The sequence below is a fragment of the Bacillus cereus group sp. N6 genome, from assembly GCF_016483705.1.
Lineage (GTDB): Bacteria > Bacillota > Bacilli > Bacillales > Bacillaceae_G > Bacillus_A > Bacillus_A wiedmannii.
Genome location: NZ_JAEHBI010000055.1, coordinates 12878 through 33159, shown reverse-complemented (window position 1 = coordinate 33159; position 20282 = coordinate 12878). Strand labels below are relative to the sequence as shown.

The window sequence follows — 20282 nt, the reverse complement described above, 5'->3', positions numbered from 1 at the left end:
TCTATTCCGATGTAATTATCCTGCCTACTGAATACAAAGCCTATTCCGTCATATTCACCTTCTAAGTAAAATTTGACCGCTGTTGCAAATGTTGACCAAGTACGTCTATCATTTGCACGGGCCATTTCACCATTGAATTGACAGGGTACTTTTGTCTGCTTACCATTTCGGATTTCGAACTTCCACAATATCCACTGAGGAAGGGCCTTTAACTCGGCAGGAATTTCATTAAAATTGTATGGATTCTTTTTCATTTCGCCCTCCGATTATTTGCTATTCTTCTAAATAATCATCAATATCTGCTCCAATGAATTACAAGCCCGTTGAGTGCTTCACGGAGTTTATTATTCTCATCAACTAATTGAAGAATGTCCGTTTCATCCAAAATTCCAGCTACTTTGTACAAGTAAAGTTTAGAAACTCCTAAACAGTTTGATATTTTTGAAAGAGTTTCTGGCGATGGATTTCTTTTACCTGTTTCAACGTGCGATAGATATGGCTGAGAAACATCTGTCATCTCTGCAACTTGCATTAAAGTTAAACCTTTAGATTTCCGTAAACTTCTAATTTCTTCACCAATCATTACTATTCACCTCAATTTGGGTATAAAAAAGAGAAGTCGGTTAAAACCAACCTCTCTATTTAATTGTTTATTTAACTCAGAATGGAAGATCTTGATCACCCACAACTACTGGAGCGCCTGTCGTCACTGGATTTACATCCGATACATCATAATACTTCGCTTTTGCAGCGGTACGTTTTTGCTTTTGACCATCAACTTCTTTTTCATATTCTTCATGCTTTACAGTGATTTTTAAATTTTTATTGATAAGTTGTCTTGCCATATCGTCTGCTGAAGTGAAAACATGGTTATTACCGAATCCGCATGCTTTTAATAATGAGTTGACAATTCTTACTGAAACCTCATGTTCGAATGTAAACATGTTATATAGAATTTTTGCACCTTGATGATTTTGCGGTACATCGCTACGGATTTCAAAATCTACTGTTAATTTATCTTTACCATTTTGTGTTTTACCTGCTACAGCATTTGTAACGACTGCTTCATATTTACCTTCAGCTACTAATTCAAAACCTGTATTTACGTTTGTTTCATCAAATTTAAAGAAACTCATTGTTTATTTCCCCCTGTATTTTAGTTTGTGGATGGTGCTATTAATTCTTCTTGTATGCAACCGAGACGTGTATCTAAATGATTCTTAGCAAATACACTTTGATTACCTTCAAAAACAAATCCTCTTGTACCATCTGCCTTTTTAACTAATTGACCAACAACATGAACGATTCCCATAATGTGATTGACGATCTTATCCCGAATATCTGGAATGAATTGCGTATATTGTTGCCCATCATCATGAGTGATATTTCTTGTTGTCTCCCAAGCTGTGAAAATAACATTTGCATCTAATGAATTAAATGTTTCTACTAACTTCAAAAGATGATTATCTAGTAAAGCGTAGTCCTTTAACTCCGGCATACCACTTTTAGTCTTTTCAGCTTTTTTAAGCAGCCATAGTTTTTGATAATGCGTTAAATTATCGATAAAGATGTTATCGTATTTACTGATGTTCGCTTTGGCCAGTGCGTAGAACTGTAGAATGCTATCATGTGGATTTTCGCCATCAATTTTAGCCATGTCTATATTTTCATATCCTTCTAATACTTGGCTTGTCCCATCGATATCAAGGACTAATGTTTTACCTGGTAATAATCCAGCAACCGTTGTTTTTCCGTTACCCGGCTTTGAATAGATAATGATTTTCGCTTTTTTACTTTTGGTAATAGCAGCACCATTTGTAATTTCCAATTAATCCACCTCTACTCTTTCTAATAAATAATCTGTTGATACACCTAAGGCTGTTGCTAAATCGCTTAAAACATAAATGGTAGGTCTAGAATCTCCTGTTTCATAATTAGAAACTGTGGATCTATCTTTATTAATCTTTTCTGCTAACTCTTGTTGTGTAAGATCCTTCTTTTCTCTTACTTCCCTAAGCTTTGCAGGAAACATAATATTTACCCCTCTGCCATTTTCTTTAGAACAAAGATTGAAGCTTCAAAGTCCTTAATTTTACTTTCAGTATCTTGAATATTTTGTTCAACGATTGGCTTTTTTTCTGCCATTCTTTCTAAATCACGTTGATAATCGCCTAATCTTCGTTGTTCCACACTTAATGACTTTTCTAATTCTTCAATAGCAGCGTTCATTTTACTCACCTGCCACTTTCTTTATGGAATGAGACTCTACATATTGTTTGATGCAATCTGTTTCATCGTGTATGTAATTACCACCAATATCGCGGTACTCTTCACCAAAATAGATTTCCTTTCCACAACTTGTGCAATCACACATAACATCACTTACAACTGAATCCTGACGATTCCCGACTACCATTAAGTTTTCTACTGTTTGGTATCCCCGCAATTTTTTCTTCCATCCTTTCTGAAGTGTAGATAGAGTAGTAGACCACATTGTCACTTATAAATGCCACTTCATATGGATATTCTTCTGATTCACGATTTGCTATAACCGGTTTAATTTTGTATTCATCTAAAACTGATTCGAATGTTTCATTATTAAGTAAAACTTCATTACCACGAATACTAATAATGCCATCTTCATTTCCCGCTAACCTTATAGCTTGTACAGCTTTACTTATTTCTTTAATATTCATTAGCAGTTCACTCCTTTACATGAGTTGAATTCGTGCTATAATCATGTTGAAAATTTATTTTCTTAGATCACCTGTTGGCGCAGGTGGTTTTCTTTTTATACAGCTTTAAAACATTCAACATTTTGTTGCTCAACTAAGTATTCCGTTAGATTTTCTTTAAGTACGACATCCTGTCCAAACATAAAATACTTATCATCTTGCTTGATTTCACAACCGTAGAAACCTTCGATTGGATGATCAGGCTCCTTAATGGATTTACTTTTGTCAATGTCTTCCACAAATATTGCATCGATATTACTAGAAGCAATATGAACTGGCAACTTTCCAGTAGCACCTTCCCATTCAATTGTTGATAAAAAACCAAAACTATTTTTAAACGTTTTAAATTGTTCAGCTGTAAAACTAACCGTTGCACCTGATTTAAAAACCAATGTTACTTCCTTCAATTAGTTCACCTCCCTTCGATTTGAAACCTTACGGTTCATTTCCCTTAGCTGACACTTTGCTCTCATTTCGGTTACAAACATTTGTGTAGGGTTATTACGCACCTCAGCACATTGTTTGCGTACCTGAGATGCTTTCATTAATTTGCTTGCGGATAATACTCCGTTCATTTTTTCACTCCCCTTAATATTTTTTGATAAATAACGACTTCATTTTTCGACATTTAAAGAACAAAAAAATAAAACCTCTTTTAATTCGCTCGCTTAGATGCCCCTTTATAAGTTAATGTCGTACATAACTTTCCGTTTTCTTCGACAACTTCTCTTTCATAATTCGACAATATTTCTTCATTATTAAAGGTTTCTACTTGACCAGATACCCAGTATCCAGATCGAAGTAGAAACTCAGAAAATCCTTCTGGTATTGGCAAATCATGACCATCTAAACTAATTCGTGTTACTGAGATACCCTCTCTAATTTTCAAAATGCAACCCCTCTTCAAGTAGATAATTGAAATCCATTATCTCTACTTAAAGTAGAGTATACATTAAAAAAAATTTGATCATAGCTGATTTCTAAAATCTCACATATTTTTTTTGCATTACCTATAGTAACCTCGTCTGGATGTTCCTCCATTTTACGATAGGTTTGAACATGAACATTAAGATTTTTAGCCATATCACGTTGAGTGATACCTCTTACTAATCTCGCTTGTTTCAAAGTGAAAATCATCACTTTCACCTCTTTTCTTTTCGCTTGTAAACCCATAATAATCTACTTAAAGTAGGATGTCAACAATGAAAAATCGGTATAATTCTACTTAATCCGTTTGTTTTTTAATTTAAAAGTAGAATTTTTTCGACGTTATATTGTATAAAATCTACTTTTAGTATAATATTATAAATATAAAGTGTACGGAGGTCGCTATAATGAGTATTGGAAAAAATATAAAAAGAATAAGGAACCAGCACAATCTATCTCAAAAAGAAATGGGAGAAATAGCTGGCGTTTCAGATAAAGCTGTATCTACATGGGAAAAAGAATTAAAAGAACCAAGAATGGGTGCTATTCAAAAAATCGCTGATCATTTTGGAATATTGAAAAGTGACATTATTGAAGATCAAGATGCTAAAGTCACTCATATTAGACCTAATCAACCTGAAATTAAAAATAATTGTAAAGCTGTTCCACTGCTTGGATCAATAGCAGCAGGCACTCCTCTTGAAATGGTCGCTGTGGAAGAATGGATTAACGTTCCAGTTGAAATAACTGATTGCCATCCCCATGCTTTTTTATTACGAGTAGTTGGCGATAGCATGAGTAAAGTAATACCACCAAATATGTTAGCGTTGATAGATCCAGATGTTGAAATTAAAAATGGAGATATTGCTGCAGTTGCGGTTAATGGATTTGATGCAACTCTAAAAAGATTTTATAAATTCCAAGATGGAATTACTTTAGAACCTGAAAGTTATAATCCCGAATATAAAACACAATTTTTTAACTCTAAAACACAAGAACACACTCCTGTTGTAGTAAAAGGAAAATTAGTTTGGTATATGGCACCACTTAACGTTAAATTCTAATTGTAAGAGGTGATTGTTTTGACTAAATCTGCTATATACATTCGTGTTAGTACTCAAGACCAAGTAGAAAATTATAGTATTGAAGTTCAAAGAGAACGGATAAGGGCATATTGTAAGGCAAAAGGTTGGGATATTTATGATGAATACATCGATGGTGGTTATTCAGGTTCTAATCTAGATCGCCCAGATATTAAAAGGCTTTTAAATGATTTAAAAAAAATCGATGTTGTCGTTGTATATAAATTAGACAGGTTATCTCGTTCACAAAGGGATACATTAGAATTGATTGAAGAACATTTCTTGAAAAATAATGTGGACTTTGTATCTATTACAGAGACATTAGATACATCTACACCGTTTGGAAAAGCAATGATTGGTATATTGTCTGTATTTGCTCAATTAGAGCGTGAAACAATTGCAGAACGAATGAGAATGGGGCATATTAAACGAGCTGAAAATGGTTTAAGAGGGAACGGTGGAGATTACGATCCATCTGGTTACACAAGAGAGAACGGGCATTTAATAATTAAAACTGACGAAGCTAAACACATTAAAAGGGTTTTTGATTTATATGAGCAATATCATTCAATCACTAGAGTACAGGAAGTTTTAAAAGTGGAAGGTTATCCTATTTGGAGGTTCCGACGATATAGGGATATTCTTTCTAATACATTATATATAGGTCGTGTGACCTTTGCAGGAAAGGAATATGAAGGACAACATGAGCCTATCATTTCATCAGAACAGTTTAAACGTGTACAGGTGCTTTTAAAACGTCACAAGGGACATAATGCCCATAAAGCTAAACAAAGCTTATTATCAGGGCTAATAACCTGCACATGTTGTGGAGAGAATTTTGTAGCATATAGTACAGGGAAATCTAAAGCTGTTGATTCAAAAAGATATTATTACTACATTTGTAGAGCCAAAAGGTTTCCTGCTGAATATGAAGAAAGATGTATGAACAAAACCTGGTCTAGAAAAAAACTTGAAGAGGTTATCCTGGCTGAACTAAAAAATTTAACCATAGAAAGAAGTCATTCTCAAAAAAAAGAAAGAAAAGTTAATTATGAAAAACTAATTAAAGATATCGACAAAAAAATGGAACGACTCCTTGATCTCTTTACAACAAATACAAATACTAGTAGACAACTTTTAGAGAAGCAAATGGAAAAATACAACTCCGAAAAAGAAAAGCTTATCTTGAAACAACAAGAATCTGAGCAAGACGTTTCAATTTCTAATGAAATGATTAAAACAATAAATAAATCATTGGACTCATTAGAATTTAAGGATAAGCAAATTATGATTAATAATTTTATACAAGAGATTCAAATTGATCAAAATAACGTCAAAATCATTTGGCGTTTTTAAGTAAATATTTTATGTATTCATTTCGGGCTATTCACACAGCCCAAATAAAAAAAGAGTCTTTCTTCTTAATAGCTTCTATAACACCTTGCGCTGCCAAATCCTGACCAGTAGACAAGGTCCCGTTCCACTGTAAAGAATTTAAACCTTTTTCTCCTTTTCTTTCAGCGATCCCACGAACAAGTACAGCACATTCACTAACTCTCCCCATCGTTATACACTTTCGGCAATACGTACATACTTTACTGCACCTTTTACATAAAAATGATGCAAATAGCCGCTGCTCTATATTTCCGCAGCGCTGACACATATATTTAGAAGCCTTCTTTATTACACCTTGTACACATACGGCCTCTCTCTTCTTTTTCAAATCTTGTAATGTACCCCGTAAATCTGAAGAGAGTTCCTCTAATAGTAACTGTTTCCCTGTTAACATCAGCAACCACCTCCATCACTACTATAAACCCTTCTCATAATCTCGTAAAAAATCAAAAAAGCCGATAACCTACTTATAAAATAGTAAGCTATCGACTTTATACACATGTTTTATTCGTTTATAAATCCTAGAATCTACCGTATCCTAAGAAATGTTTTTGGTTGTAGCTACTGCTTAAGCTAGCGTAAGCAATCCCTTTATCACCAGCATGAATCATTTGGCCATTACCAACGTAAATACCGATGTGAGATGGACCTGGTTTATAAGTACCTTGGAAGAATACTAAATCTCCAGGTTGTGGGCTACTTACTTTAGAAACTGAATTCCAGTAACCATTAACATCTTGACGTCCTACACCGAAGACGTAAGAAATAAATCCACTACAGTCAAAACCACCGTTTGATGGAGATGCACTTCCCCAAACATATGGCATACCTAAGTATTGTTGTGCTTTACCAATTACGCCAGGAGCTGGAGCTGGGCCTGGTGTTGGTTCTGCTTTTTTCTCTTCTTTTTTAGGTGCTTCTTTTTTAGGTTCTTCCTTTTTAGGCTCTTCTTTTTGAGCTTGTCCACCATTGTTTGCTGGTGCTGCAGGTGCAGCTTGCTCTGCTGGTGCTTGTGCTGTAGGCGCTTGCGCATCTTTAGCAGCTTGTTCTGCTTGTTTTTGAGCAGCAGCTTCTTGTGCAGCTTTTTCTTGTGCTTCTTGTTCAGCAATACGTTGTAATTGTAGTGCTTGTTTTTCAAGATCTTTCAATTGACTTTCCGTACTTGTCATTGAAGTTACAACTGTATCCATTTTACCGCTTAAATCATTTACTGCTGTTGATTTTTTCGCTTTTTCAGCGTCAAGTTCTTTCTTAGCAGTTTCAATTTGAGCTTGTGCTTCTTTTAATTCTTTTTGCTTTGTTTTTACCGTTTCAACATCTTTTTTCACGTTCGCTTGATCTTCTTGTTGTGTTTTCATGATATCTTCGTCAGACTCAAGAATTTTAGAAACAGAAGTTAAACGATCAACTAAATCTGCAACGTTTTTAGAGTTTACAAGAACTTCTGTTACAACGTTCGTATTTGGTTGTTCTTGAAGTGCAACTAAACGTTTTCTTAATAACTCTTCACGTTTTGCAATTTTCGTTTGTAGTTCTGCAATATCTTTATTTTTATTTTCGATTAATTGCTCAGTATCCGCAACTTTTTTCGTTGTTTCATCAAGTTTTGAAGCATTCTCTTGAACAGATTTATCCAAACCTTGAATTGTTTTGTTTAAGTCATTCATTTGTTTTTGTAATACATCACGTTCTTGTTGTTGTTTATGTAAAGTGTCATTTTGTGTATTAATTTGTGATTTCACGTCAGAAATTTTATCTTCTGCAAATACATTTGGTGTTAGTCCTGAAAACATTAACCCTGCAACTAATGCGCAAGATGCCATTTTTAGCTTTTTCATTTTATTTTTTACACCGCTTTCTTTTGTCTTTTTTCCGTATATAACCTATAAAATTTATACCATAATTCGGGATTTTTTTTGCTAATGTTACGCTATTGTAAAACAAATGTAATATTATATGTAACTCTATCGCAAAATATGCATATTTTTGTATATATGTGTAGAATTTTAAAAGCTTTTTATAAGCAAAGAAAAAACGCAAGGTTTCCCTTACGTTTTGTTAAATACACTAATACGAATGAAATCAAAACGTTATTTCATCCATTGCTCAGCCCACTTTTGGACTTCATCCATAACACTTTCTAATGCTTTCCCTTTTTCAGTTAAGCCGTACTCGATTCGAACTGGTACTTCCGGATAAACATTACGAACTACAATGCCTTCGCTTTCCAATTCCTTTAAACGCTCTGATAACATACGATCGCTCATATTCGGTATAATATCTGCGATTTCTCTAAAACGTTTTGACTCTTCAAGCAAAGATTTAATAATTAAGCCAGTCCATTTTTTACTAAGCAAAGTAAAAGCTGACTCAAACTTTGGACATAAACAAGAATTATGCTCCATATGTTTCACCTCTCTTCTATTATAATATAGTTTCTTGTAAAAAGTAAGTTATAAAACTTTCCTCATTATTTTATTTTACGCACATTTTATAATTTCCAAATATTAACTTGTCAACTACACGTAAAATATCCGTAAAAAAACCCTCTTCAAAAAGAGAGCTTTTTATATCTTATTACTTCGTATACCATCCAAGACCTAGTGCACCTTCACCTAAATGCGTACCAATTACAGCACCGAAATAACCTGTGCGGATTGTAACATGGGGATATTTTGCTTCTAATTCTGCCTTCCATTCATTCGCTTCCTCTTCACGTTGTGCATGAATGATAACTGCTTCCATAGGTACACCTTGACTTGCTTGCTCATCAAAAATTTCAACAATTCGTTTTAACGCTTTTTTACGTGTACGAATCTTTTCAAATGGAATAATGATTTTATCTCTAAAATATAAAACTGGCTTCACTTGTAACAAACTACCAATGAAAGCTTGTGCACTATTTAATCGTCCTCCACGTTGTAAATGATGTAAATCATCCACTACAAAATAAGCGTCCATCGTTTTCTTCATTTCATCAAAACGGGCAACGATCTCTTTCGGATCTTTTCCTTCGCTTGCTAGCTTTGCACCTTCACGTACATAGAATCCTTGTACTTCACAACTAATTTCAGAGTCGTACGTATATACATCAATACCCTCTACCATTTGCCCGGCTGTCGTTGCCGTTTGATATGTACCACTAATCCCACTTGAAAGATGAATGCTAATAACCGCATCATAATCCTTAGATAGTTCTTCAAATAACTCAACAAACTTTCCGATTGCTGGCTGAGAAGTTTTCGGAAGTTCTTCTTGCTCACGTACTTTTACATAGAAATCATCTACTGAAATTTCAGCTTCTTCTTGATAAGATTCCGTTCCAAACACAACGTTTAATGGAATCATATATATATTGAGTTCATCACGAATATGCTTCGGTATATATGCTGTACTATCAGTAACAATAGCTGTTTTCATTTGCGTACCTGCCTTATAAAAAAGTTTTTATTCCCTAAGTTTACACGAAAACTAAAAATGGTGCATCCATACATAAAAATGCCGATTTGAAATAATACTTACCATCTCGACAAATTACAACAAAAAGTTGAAATACTCACCAAAAATTTTAACTTATTTATAAAAAATGTTTGAATATAAAAACGCTCGCTTTTAAAATGTAAAGTACTAGTCATTTTGGTAGATAGGGGCGTATACGAGTGTTATTACAATATTTAACAATCAAAGACTACGGTGAGCACGAAATTGTCATTCAAAAATCAAGATTTATTTGTTATGTTAGCAGAGCTACAACCGAAGCAGAAGCTCAAGAATTTATACAAAAAATAAAAAAACAAAATTGGAATGCCACACATAATTGTTCTGCGTATTTGATTGGCGAACAAGATCAAATCCAAAAAGCAAATGATGACGGAGAACCTAGCGGTACAGCTGGCGTACCTATGTTAGAGGTACTAAAAAAACGCGGTTTAAAAGATACCGTCGTTGTCGTTACACGCTATTTTGGTGGCATCAAACTTGGCGCAGGTGGATTAATTCGCGCATATGGAAAATGTACAAGCGAAGGCATTAATCATGTCGGTGTTGTTCAGCGAAAACTAATGCGTGTTATGCAGACCGAAATTGATTACACATTACTTGGCAAAATTGAAAATGAATTACGTAATTCGAAATATGCCATTAAAGATATACATTATCTCGAAAATGTCACATTTGATACGTATGTAGAAGAAGACGGAAAACAAGCATTCACAGATTGGATGATTGAGTTAACAAATGGGAAATGTACAATTACAGAAGGAGATATGTTGTACTTAGAACAAGATGTTATCTAAGAATAACTACATCCTCACCTTTAAAGATTAATGTAGTGAATTACTTTCCTACAAATGAACTAAGGAGATTATATATGGAAGAACGTTATTATCATCTCCAAAATAGCAGAATAAAAAAGAAACGAAGAAGAAAGTTTTTCTACTTCCTTATTTTCGTATTTTTATTTGGTGGTGTAGGACTTTATATATTAAATTCCTACTCTTCTCTCATGGGGATGTATAGTGGTTTTACTCGTCAAAAATCGGACTTGAGAACCGAAGATGTAGAAATTACAAAGGAGCCTTTTACACTCCTCATTATGGGTATAGAAGATTATGCAACGGACGGTCAAAACGGTCGTACAGATTCATTAATGTTTGCGACCGTCAATCCTAAAACTAAAAAGATTTCGCTTATGAGTATCCCTCGTGATAGTCGCGTTCCAATTGTTGGTAAGAACAAAGAGGACAAAATTAACGCTGCGCACGCTTACGGCGGAGAAGAAATGGCAATCAAAACTGTCGAAGGTTTTCTAAAAGTTCCTGTAGACCATTATATTAAAATTGATTTCCAAGGCTTTAAAGGAATTGTTGATGCTGTTGGCGGTGTTACTGTTGATGTCCCATTCGATTTTTGGGAGCGTTCAGACGTGGATTACTACAAAAAAATCGAATTTAAGCAAGGACAACAAGACTTAAATGGGGAAGAAGCACTCGCATACGTACGTATGCGAAAGCAGGATCCAAACGGCGATTATGGTCGGGCCGCTAGACAAAGACAATTACTAGCCGCTGTTGCTCAAAAACTAAATTCAGCCTCTACCGTATTTAAAATTAAAGATTTAACAGCAGTCGTTGGAAAATATATAAAAACTGACATTCCTATTTCAGACGGACTGGCTCTTTACAATAAACTATCTGGATTTGATCCTTCTACAATGCAAACGTTCAAACTTGAAGGAGAAGACAAAAAAATAGGTGGTATTTATTACTTCCTTCCAGATCCAATCGGTGTAGAGACAGTACGTAACGAAATTAAAAAAGAATTAGGAGAAACAGCAAACACTCAAGAAAATCCAACTACAAAAACCGAATCAAACCATTCTTCAAATTCTAACTCTGACGAAAAGGCAAAGAAAGAAACGAATCAGAATCAGAACAAAGCACCAACTGAACCACCTCCTTCTACGAATGCTCATGCAGAGTGGATTATGAGAAATCAGCAATAACAAAAAGAGCCAAATCGCATATGATTTGGCTCTTTTTTATTTACTTATTAAAGTGTTGTAAAATTGCTTCTACAATGCGCTCTGATGCACGGCCATCACCGTAAGGATTAGATGCTTTTGACATCTTATCATGAGCTTCTTTATCTGATAACAACTCATCAGCAAGACCAAAGATTGTCTCTTCGTCTGTTCCTGCTAATTTCAATGTACCTGCTTCAATACCTTCTGGGCGCTCTGTTGTATCACGAAGAACAAGAACCGGTACACCAAGTGACGGCGCTTCCTCTTGTACACCACCAGAATCAGTTAACATTAAGTATGAACGAGCTGCAACATTGTGGAAATCAATTACATCTAGCGGCTCAATTAAATGAATTCGGCTATGATCGCCTAAAATATCATTCGCTGTCTCACGAACAACTGGGTTCATATGAACCGGATACACAACTTGTACGTCTTCATGCTTATCAACAAGACGTTTAATTGCACGGAACATATTACGCATTGACTCTCCTAAGTTTTCACGGCGGTGAGCTGTCATAAGTACAAGACGATCGTTTCCAAGTTTCTCTAGTACAGGATGACTATATGTTTCTTTTACAGTCGTTTTTAGTGCGTCAATCGCTGTATTCCCTGTTATGAAAATGCGTGACTCATCTTTATTTTCTTTCTGTAAGTTCGTTGCTGATTTTGTTGTAGGTGAGAAATGAAGATCTGCCATGACGCCTGTTAATTGGCGATTCATCTCTTCTGGGTATGGAGAATATTTATCCCATGTACGAAGTCCTGCTTCAACATGCCCTACTGGAATTTGATTGTAGAAAGCAGCTAAACTCGCAATAAATGTTGTCGTTGTATCACCATGTACAAGTACAATATCCGGCTTTGCTTCTTTCATTACTTTATCCAAACCTTCTAAACCACGCGTTGTAATATCAATTAAAGTTTGGCGGTCTTTCATAATATTCAAATCGAAATCTGGCGTAATTCCAAAGATACTTAATACTTGGTCTAACATTTGACGATGTTGCGCTGTTACAGTCACAATCGACTCAATTTTTTCTGGATGTTTTTGCAACTCTAACACAAGAGGTGCCATTTTAATTGCTTCTGGACGTGTCCCGAAAATTGTCATTACTTTTAAACGTTCAGTCATTTCATTGCCTCTTTTCTTTCACTAGTTACAACTTCTATTATGACATATAAGAATATACATGAATACATGCCTTTTTAACGAATAACGGAAAATTCCCTCTTACAAATACTTTCTCTTCCAACCGAATAATAATCTATCTCTTGCTTCTTGACATCCTCAATAGTATAACAATTTCTTCCATCTAATAAAATAGGTTCTCTCATAAGTTGTGCGTACCTTTCTAACGGATAAGCTCGGATAGCCTCCCATTCTGTCATGATAAAAGCCGCACTCGCTCCTCTAATCGATTCATCTATACATTCGCTATATTGTATAGTCTCTCCAAAGATATTTTTCATATTTGGAATCGCTTTTGGGTCATATAGAACTACATCCGCACCTATATGAATTAATTCTTGTATCATAATAAGGGACGGTGCGTCTCTTATATCATCAGTATTCGGTTTAAATGCCGCTCCCAGCACCGCAATCCGCTTCTTGTTCATATTTAATACTTTCTTCGCTTTCTCAATCAATAACAACTGTTGTTTATTATTCACTTCAATGACTGCTTTTAACAAGCGAAAATCATGCGCCACATTCCCTGCAATTTGCACAAGGGCTTTCGTATCTTTCGGAAAACACGAACCCCCATAACCAATGCCAGCATTTAAAAAAGACGCCCCAATTCTCTTATCCATTCCCATCCCTTGTGCAACGTCTAATACATTGGCTCCTACCTTCTCACATATATTTGAAATTTCATTGATAAAACTAATTTTTGTCGCTAAAAAAGCATTCGATGCATATTTAATCATCTCTGCACTTTTTATATTTGTAACATACGTTTTTAAGCGTAATTCACTATACAAATTCTCCACTTTTCGTGCCGCTTCCTCATTATCTGCTCCAATTACAATACGATCTCCCTGAAAAAAATCGTAAATCCCTGAACCTTCCCGTAAAAATTCAGGATTCGATACGATATGTAATTCATATCTATTTTGTAATTTCTCCTCAATCCATCCCCTCATAACATCATTTGTACCTACAGGAACCGTACTTTTCGTAACGACAATAATGTCATTCGTCGCATATGTTCCAATATCGTCACAAGCACTTCGAATATATGTTAAATCCGCTGTCCCATCTAATAAAGATGGCGTTCCAACTGCAATAAATATAAATTCTGCATCGTAAAATGCTTTTACTCTATTTGTTGTAAAAGTTAAACAGTCATTCTCACATGCATCATTTATTAATTCATATAAACCCGCTTCATAAATAGGCAGATCTCCTTGCTTTATCCGTTCAATTTTCTCATCATTTATATCAAAACATGTGACTGAATGGCCTAACATTGCCAATCCTACTCCTGTAATTAATCCAACGTATCCGGTACCTATTATCGTAATTTTCATTTCCTTTTCGCACAGGAATATACAATAGAAAATATACGAATACATAGAATTCTCCCTGTGCTTCCCCCTCTCACATTAAAAATGAGAAAACTCTTTTACTTCTTTATTATATGAATTACTTTTTCCATTCTTTTTTAAGTTTTTGTAAAATTACATGTAAGAATATAAAATGAAACTTTATTCAGTAAGGGGCATCCATCCCCGGCTAATTATTAGTTAAACCAATCAGGCTTGTACAGGAATTAAGATCCCCACCTAACTTCTTTTCTCCAACTGAATTTTGAGGTGCGAACCTTACTGCCCGTTCATGCGGATAAATTCCCACATTTTAACACGGAACTTACTCATTTCTAGGTGTAACACTTATAATACTGAAATAAAAATATTCATTATCGAAAAAAGAGAAAATGTCATATTCTAAAGTCCAATACAATTAACCTTCTCAAATGATTCAACATTCTGTATACAATTGTCATATATTCTATCCGCTTCCATTTACCACACAAAGAAAAAAAGATTGAATTCTAATCTTTTTGTGATACCATATGTTATGAGCCTGTAAATAAACATCATAATTTTCAGATAAATATATTAAAAAAAATTACGTTAGACTATAAAAGGGTGGGGTATTAATGGACTCACAAGTGATTTATGCCATCTTGGCATCTTTCATCACTGTACTCGTCGTTACTCCTTTAGTTATTAAGTTAGCTTTTAAAATAGGAGCAACAGATAAGCCAAACGCTCGTAAAGTACACCAAAAGATTATGCCTCGTCTTGGCGGGTTAGCGATATTTATTGGTGTAGCTGTAGGATTTGTTGTCGGCGGCTTATACGAACAAAGAATGTTATCGATAACGCTAGGTGCGATTATCATTGTAATCATCGGTATTTTAGATGATATGTACGAGTTATCTGCGAAGGTAAAATTCGGTGGACAACTACTAGTTGCCATGATGATTGTAAAAAGTGGATTATTAGTGCAAGTATTATATATCCCAATCCTCGGGGATACTGAACTTGGATGGCTTGCTTATCCAATTACAGTATTTTGGATTGTAGGTATTACAAATGCAATCAACTTAATTGATGGCTTAGATGGGTTATCTGCTGGTATTTCATCTATCGTACTTGCAACGCTAGCATATATGGCCTTCACTAGCCCATGGGGCACTGGAGCCGCTATTATCTTACCACTAGCATTAATTACATTAGCAAGTACAATTGGATTTTTATTCTACAACTTCCATCCAGCAAAAATTTTCATGGGAGATACAGGCGCACTATTTTTAGGATACTGTATTTCTGTTATATCGTTACTTGGATTATACAAAAGTGTAACGTTATTCAGCTTTATCGTTCCAGTTATCATTTTAGGCGTACCTGTATTTGATACGACATTTGCAATTATCCGTCGTATCGTAAATAAAAAACCTATTTCAGCACCAGATAAATCGCATTTACATCACCGTTTACTTGCAATGGGCTTCTCTCATCGTAAAACGGTACTAATTATATACGCATTCGGTATTTTCTTTAGTGTAAATGCAATCATTTTCTCTAGTGCGACATTATGGTTATCCATTATTCTTCTTTTCGTTTTAATCTTCTTTACAGAAATCATTGCTGAAGTAATTGGGCTTGTACATGAACGTTACAAACCACTTATTTCCTTTTATAAAAAAGTGAAAAAACGCGAAGACTAATTGTAGTATAGCCTTTACAATTATGAAATATTCAAATAGCATCCTCTTTCTTATAAGAGGATGCTATTTTTTATTCATCATTTTATATTTCCAAAATATAGATTGTTTGAGAGCTCCACTATTGGAGAAAGATATACATAATAAGAAAAGGATTATATTTTCTTTTTTACATCTTGATTGTCAAACTGAGGGTGAATGTTATGATCAAGCGAGTATTTCAATACGTTATTTTATTTTTAACAATTACTATGTACGCGTCATCTCATGCAGGAGCAACTACAATGACCCCTGCTGAACATCATCCAAATACTGAAACTACCTCTCCTACAAAAAAAATCGCGTACTTAACATTTGATGACGGACCAAACAAATATACTACGCAAATTTTAAACATCTTAAAGGAAAAGAACGGAAAAGCAACTTTCTTTGTTATTGGTGGAAAAGTACCACATTATAAAAAAACAATGCAACGATTGATTCAAGAGGGGCATTATATCGGACTTCACAGTATGTCACACGATGTAAAACGCCTTTACACTGGTGATCCATCCGCTTTAATTACAGAAATGGAACAAACACAAAATATTGTTCAGCAAGTTACAAAATTAAATTCACATCTCGTTCGTGTCCCGTATGGTAGCATGCCTTACTTAAAAAAGAATTACCGTGATGCACTTGTATCCGCCCAGTATAAAATGTGGGATTGGACAATCGATACATATGACTGGAAAAGCTATGACAATCCTTCTGCCATACTAGAAAGAGTACGTAATCAGAGCGATGAACAAGTCGAAGTGATTTTAATGCATGATTCGAGTGTAACCGTACAAATACTGCCTAAAGTAATTGATTACTTACAGTCACAAGGATACAAACTTCTTCCCTATAATCCATCTTCTCACCTCGAAGTGAACTTTTGGAAAGACACAAGATTGTAACAGCTTTAGTGCCTATTTGCTAAAGCTGTTTTATTTTTCTCTTCCCACCCTTCCCATTTTTGTGTAAAATTTTAAATAGTGATGAAGTTTCGAGGTGAATAGAAATGAAACGAATAGATCTCATTTTTAACGCAATACAAGAAGGCAATTATATAGAAGGTGTAACCGCATCAGAACTCGCTACCCTGTTGCAACTAGATCGTGCCAATGTAAGTAGCGACTTAAACAAACTTGTAAAAGATAAACGTTTATTAAAAACAAATACGCGTCCTGTTCGTTTTTATATAGAAACGAACGCTTCGTTGGAAACGCATTCAAAGGAAATGACTTCATTAGATACATTTGCAATTGAAAATACAAGCCTTAAAATCGCAATCGAAAAAGCGAAAGCTTCTATTCTCTATCCTCCAAACGGTATGCATACTTTACTGCTAGGAGAAACAGGGGTCGGAAAATCTATGTTCGCTTCTTTAATGCACGAATATGCAATTGAAGTTGAACAGCTTCCTAAAAATGCACCATTTATCGTCTTTAACTGTGCCGATTACGCAAATAATCCACAGCTACTACTGGGGCAGTTATTTGGGATTAAAAAAGGAGCTTATACAGGGGCAAGTGATCAAAAAGGGTTAATTGAAAAAGCACATGAAGGGATCCTTTTCTTAGATGAAGTACATCGCCTTCCTCCAGAGGGACAAGAAATGCTTTTCACCTTTATTGACCGCGGGGTATACCGCCGCCTTGGAGAAACAGAAAACGAGCGTAAAGCACAAGTATTAATCATTACTGCAACAACAGAAGAACCAAATTCATTTTTATTAAAAACATTTACAAGACGTATACCAATGACTGTTACGCTGCCACCACTTCGTGAGCGTACACATAAAGAACGATTTGCTTTACTGCAACTATTTTTCACAAATGAAGCAATCCGTCTGCGAAAAGAAATTCACGTTAGTCCGAATGCAATGCGCGCTTTCGTCTTTTACAATTGCCCCAATAACATCGGGCAATTAAAAACGGATGTACAAATTGCCTGTGCGAAAGCCTATTCTGACCTTGTGACAAAGAAACGTGATTCTGTCTATGTTTCAAGTACAGATTTACCTTGGTATATGAAAGAAGGGCTATTCATTGAAAGAAAGAGCCGTCATCTATACCAAATACCAAATGAAACATTTATATTTACAGGTGATGAAGGTTGGAGTAATCATAAAATAGAGAATGAAAAACGTTCTTCTATTTACGATTATATTGATTATAAATACGAAGAACTTCAAGCTCGCGGTATTGAAGAAGACGAATTAGAATTACTAATAGAAAATGATATTCAAAGCTTTTTCGTACAATATTTTAACCAAATTTCTAAAAAAACAAGTCATGAAAATGTTTTTAAAATTGTGGATCGTAATATCGTTTCCGTATGTGAAAGAATTGCGGAACTTGCTGAAAAGCATTTATCTAAGACGTTTGATGAAAAAGTATTTCTCGCTTTAAGCTTACATGTACAGACAACTCTACAACGTTTGCAAGCTGGGAAACAAATTCATCACCCACAATTAAATCAAATTCGTACGAAATATAAAGACGCTTTTTCCGTAGCTATGCAATGCATTCAACTACTGGAGGATGAATTACAAATAACAATACCTATTGATGAAGCAGGCTTTTTAACAATGTTCTTCGTTGTTGATCCAATTCCTGCCTCACAAACAGAAGTAAAAGTATTAATATTAGCGCACGGCAACGGCATCGCAACAGAAATGGCAAACGTCGCAAACGAACTGCTTGGCATTGAGGAAGTAACCGGTATCGATATGCCGTTACATGAATCGCCGAAAGATTTCTTAGAGCGTGTGAAAGTGTATATGAAAACACTCCAAAATGTAAATGGACTTCTCTTACTCGTCGATATGGGCTCACTCGCTTACATTGGTGATATATTAGAAACTGAGTTCAAAATTCCGGTACGTGTTCTTTCCATGACAAGCACTCCACATGCACTAGAAGCAGCTCGAAAAGCTCAACTTGGCTACTCGTTAGATGCATTGTATGAGACAGTGAAGAACTTAACACCGTTTTACTTAAACGTACAAGAAGAAAAGAAAAAGCCACTATCACCAATGAAGTCTGTTATTTTAACAGCTTGTTTAACTGGGGAAGGCAGTGCTTTAGCTATTCAAAAAATGTTAGAGAACTATTTGCGATTTGACAAAGACTTAATTGAAATTATTCCGATTAGTATCGTCCATGAAAAAGATTTAACGAAAATGATTGAGAACATAAAAAAAGAGCGGAATATCATTTGTATCGTCACAAATTTCGATGTGCAGGTGCCATGCTTAACATACCATTTCCAAGACATTGTAAACTACACAGCGATTCAGCCAATTCAAGAATTAATTACGTATGAAGAAACATATGCAAAAATGGCTGATATTCTGGAACAACAAATGCAGCGGAACGACGGAGCATTACTTATTAAAACAATTCGTTACGCATTAAATACAATTCAAGAATTAATTTCCTTACAGCTAACTCCTGACAGCTTAATGGGTGTGATTCTGCATATGAGCTGTATGGTTGACCGTCTTCAAAAAGGAGAAAGCCTCCTCCCTCATCCAGATAAAGAGAAACGAAGACAAGATGAGTATTGGATGTATATGAAAGTGAAAAAAGCATTACAACCAATTGAAAATACATTTGAAATACAAATACCTGATGATGAAGTGTTTTATATCATGGACTTCTTCATTAAAAATCAGCCTGTAAAAAATTAATCGAAGCAGTGTTTTAAATATATCGACCGTAACGCGAATTATATTAGCGATTTTCACAATATATCGATTTACCGACAATAACCACTAAAATTTGTACCTTATAGAAAAAAGGCTGTTCCAAAATGGACAGCCTTTTTTCTACTTCTTTACTTTTCTGATTCTCCCCCTGATTTCGCCCTTCTTATTCGACTTCGTATAAGCATTTACATATACATTTGCCTGAATGATTTCTTGAAGTAGGCTATCAAACGCTCTCCCCTGTAAAGGCCCTTCAAAATCCTCCACATTGACTACACCGGTCACGACTCCTTCATTTACACTAATACCTTGCTTTATTGGACCAAACAAATTTAAAACCACTGGACCTATTTGATCCGCTTTTCCTAAATGAATTTGGCATGATGTAACTTTTTCGATGTTTTTCAATATGATCCGATATTGTAATTTCTTTAAATCATCACTAAATATAAACTCTGTTACACCATAAGCTTCTGTATTTACAGGAGGTAGTTCCCTCTTCCCTGTTAACCTCGCAAAGAAATGTGTTGTCATACAGGCATTCTCCTTATATAAATTTCCCAGCACTACTTCTACTACTTTATGGTTTATACATAATCATTTATGACTTTTTCAAGTTTTAATTACGAAGAAAAGATTCAC

General features: G+C 34.9%; 23 protein-coding genes and 2 pseudogenes. 7 read left to right on the top strand and 18 right to left on the bottom strand.

Going from position 1 to position 20282, the window contains the following annotated elements:
* From JDS99_RS26230 to JDS99_RS26180, 11 genes and pseudogenes are all read right to left on the bottom strand, one after another.
* Positions 1-254 (bottom strand): annotated as a pseudogene (locus JDS99_RS26230) (phage/plasmid primase, P4 family); the annotation flags it as partial.
* A gap of 38 nt (positions 255-292) precedes the next feature.
* Positions 293-583 (bottom strand): helix-turn-helix domain-containing protein, encoded by a 291-nt coding sequence (locus JDS99_RS26225; RefSeq protein WP_199695988.1) that lies wholly within the window; start codon positions 581-583, stop codon positions 293-295.
* A gap of 76 nt (positions 584-659) precedes the next feature.
* Positions 660-1136, bottom strand: a complete 477-nt coding sequence (locus JDS99_RS26220; RefSeq protein WP_199695987.1) for a DUF669 domain-containing protein — start codon at positions 1134-1136, stop codon at positions 660-662.
* Positions 1137-1156: 20 nt separating this feature from the next.
* Entirely contained in the window at positions 1157-1828 is a 672-nt protein-coding gene (locus JDS99_RS26215) for an AAA family ATPase (RefSeq protein ID WP_199695986.1), read from the bottom strand.
* Positions 1829-2032, bottom strand: coding sequence for a helix-turn-helix domain-containing protein (locus tag JDS99_RS26210; RefSeq protein WP_199695985.1), 204 nt, complete (start codon positions 2030-2032; stop codon positions 1829-1831).
* Between the two features lie 5 nt (positions 2033-2037).
* Complete coding sequence (locus tag JDS99_RS26205; protein WP_199694936.1) at positions 2038-2229, bottom strand: hypothetical protein; 192 nt, start codon at positions 2227-2229, stop codon at positions 2038-2040.
* A 1-nt stretch (position 2230) separates the two neighbouring features.
* Positions 2231-2416 (bottom strand): hypothetical protein, encoded by a 186-nt coding sequence (locus tag JDS99_RS26200; protein WP_199695990.1) that lies wholly within the window; start codon positions 2414-2416, stop codon positions 2231-2233.
* Positions 2379-2696, bottom strand: coding sequence for a hypothetical protein (locus JDS99_RS26195; RefSeq protein WP_199695984.1), 318 nt, complete (start codon positions 2694-2696; stop codon positions 2379-2381). The genes JDS99_RS26200 and JDS99_RS26195 overlap by 38 nt, the downstream gene beginning before the upstream one ends.
* A gap of 95 nt (positions 2697-2791) precedes the next feature.
* Positions 2792-3142: a YqaI family protein gene (locus JDS99_RS26190; RefSeq protein WP_199695983.1), complete on the bottom strand. Its 351-nt coding sequence runs from the start codon at positions 3140-3142 to the stop codon at positions 2792-2794.
* A gap of 248 nt (positions 3143-3390) precedes the next feature.
* The gene (locus tag JDS99_RS26185) at positions 3391-3624 is read right to left on the bottom strand and encodes a hypothetical protein (protein ID WP_199695982.1); all 234 of its coding nucleotides are present in this window, start codon (positions 3622-3624) and stop codon (positions 3391-3393) included.
* A gap of 14 nt (positions 3625-3638) precedes the next feature.
* Complete coding sequence (locus tag JDS99_RS26180) at positions 3639-3908, bottom strand: helix-turn-helix transcriptional regulator (RefSeq protein ID WP_242475756.1); 270 nt, start codon at positions 3906-3908, stop codon at positions 3639-3641.
* Positions 3909-4069: 161 nt separating this feature from the next.
* Here JDS99_RS26180 and JDS99_RS26175 point away from each other — a divergent pair, with 161 nt between their 5' ends.
* Positions 4070-4726 (top strand): LexA family protein, encoded by a 657-nt coding sequence (locus JDS99_RS26175; protein WP_199695981.1) that lies wholly within the window; start codon positions 4070-4072, stop codon positions 4724-4726.
* Between the two features lie 18 nt (positions 4727-4744).
* Positions 4745-6100: a recombinase family protein gene (locus JDS99_RS26170; protein ID WP_199695980.1), complete on the top strand. Its 1356-nt coding sequence runs from the start codon at positions 4745-4747 to the stop codon at positions 6098-6100.
* Positions 6101-6134: 34 nt separating this feature from the next.
* Here JDS99_RS26170 and JDS99_RS26165 read toward each other — a convergent pair.
* The 4 genes and pseudogenes from JDS99_RS26165 to JDS99_RS26150 all read right to left on the bottom strand — a co-directional run.
* Positions 6135-6533 (bottom strand): annotated as a pseudogene (locus JDS99_RS26165) (DNA/RNA helicase); the annotation flags it as partial.
* Positions 6534-6660: 127 nt separating this feature from the next.
* A complete protein-coding gene (locus JDS99_RS26160) occupies positions 6661-7977 on the bottom strand; it encodes a C40 family peptidase (RefSeq protein ID WP_088608301.1) in 1317 nt (438 codons plus the stop codon).
* A gap of 252 nt (positions 7978-8229) precedes the next feature.
* The gene (locus JDS99_RS26155) at positions 8230-8544 is read right to left on the bottom strand and encodes a winged helix-turn-helix transcriptional regulator (protein WP_088608300.1); all 315 of its coding nucleotides are present in this window, start codon (positions 8542-8544) and stop codon (positions 8230-8232) included.
* A gap of 172 nt (positions 8545-8716) precedes the next feature.
* Complete coding sequence (locus JDS99_RS26150; RefSeq protein ID WP_000844775.1) at positions 8717-9559, bottom strand: DegV family protein; 843 nt, start codon at positions 9557-9559, stop codon at positions 8717-8719.
* A gap of 239 nt (positions 9560-9798) precedes the next feature.
* Between JDS99_RS26150 and JDS99_RS26145 the strand changes: the two genes are divergently transcribed.
* Complete coding sequence (locus tag JDS99_RS26145) at positions 9799-10434, top strand: YigZ family protein (protein WP_000926678.1); 636 nt, start codon at positions 9799-9801, stop codon at positions 10432-10434.
* A gap of 74 nt (positions 10435-10508) precedes the next feature.
* Positions 10509-11642 (top strand): LCP family protein, encoded by a 1134-nt coding sequence (locus JDS99_RS26140; RefSeq protein WP_088608298.1) that lies wholly within the window; start codon positions 10509-10511, stop codon positions 11640-11642.
* Positions 11643-11682: 40 nt separating this feature from the next.
* Here the strand turns inward: JDS99_RS26140 and wecB are convergent, their stop codons facing one another.
* Positions 11683-12798 (bottom strand): non-hydrolyzing UDP-N-acetylglucosamine 2-epimerase, encoded by a 1116-nt coding sequence (gene wecB, locus JDS99_RS26135; protein ID WP_199695979.1) that lies wholly within the window; start codon positions 12796-12798, stop codon positions 11683-11685.
* A 74-nt stretch (positions 12799-12872) separates the two neighbouring features.
* On the bottom strand, positions 12873-14243 hold the full coding sequence (locus JDS99_RS26130; protein ID WP_097889561.1) for a UDP-glucose dehydrogenase family protein: 1371 nt from the start codon (positions 14241-14243) through the stop codon (positions 12873-12875).
* A gap of 587 nt (positions 14244-14830) precedes the next feature.
* Between JDS99_RS26130 and JDS99_RS26125 the strand changes: the two genes are divergently transcribed.
* The 3 genes from JDS99_RS26125 to JDS99_RS26115 all read left to right on the top strand — a co-directional run bounded on the left by JDS99_RS26125 (position 14831) and on the right by JDS99_RS26115 (position 19622).
* Entirely contained in the window at positions 14831-15904 is a 1074-nt protein-coding gene (locus JDS99_RS26125) for a glycosyltransferase family 4 protein (protein WP_000378314.1), read from the top strand.
* Positions 15905-16104: 200 nt separating this feature from the next.
* Positions 16105-16842 carry a polysaccharide deacetylase family protein gene (locus tag JDS99_RS26120; protein WP_088064806.1) on the top strand — a complete coding sequence of 246 codons (738 nt, stop codon included), beginning with the start codon at positions 16105-16107 and terminating at the stop codon, positions 16840-16842.
* Between the two features lie 104 nt (positions 16843-16946).
* On the top strand, positions 16947-19622 hold the full coding sequence (locus JDS99_RS26115) for a sigma-54-dependent transcriptional regulator (RefSeq protein ID WP_097907153.1): 2676 nt from the start codon (positions 16947-16949) through the stop codon (positions 19620-19622).
* Between the two features lie 138 nt (positions 19623-19760).
* On the opposite strand, the gene exsM is transcribed toward JDS99_RS26115, so the two are convergent.
* Positions 19761-20174 carry an exosporium regulatory protein ExsM gene (gene exsM, locus JDS99_RS26110; protein WP_199695978.1) on the bottom strand — a complete coding sequence of 138 codons (414 nt, stop codon included), beginning with the start codon at positions 20172-20174 and terminating at the stop codon, positions 19761-19763.
* Positions 20175-20282: the final 108 nt, after the last annotated feature.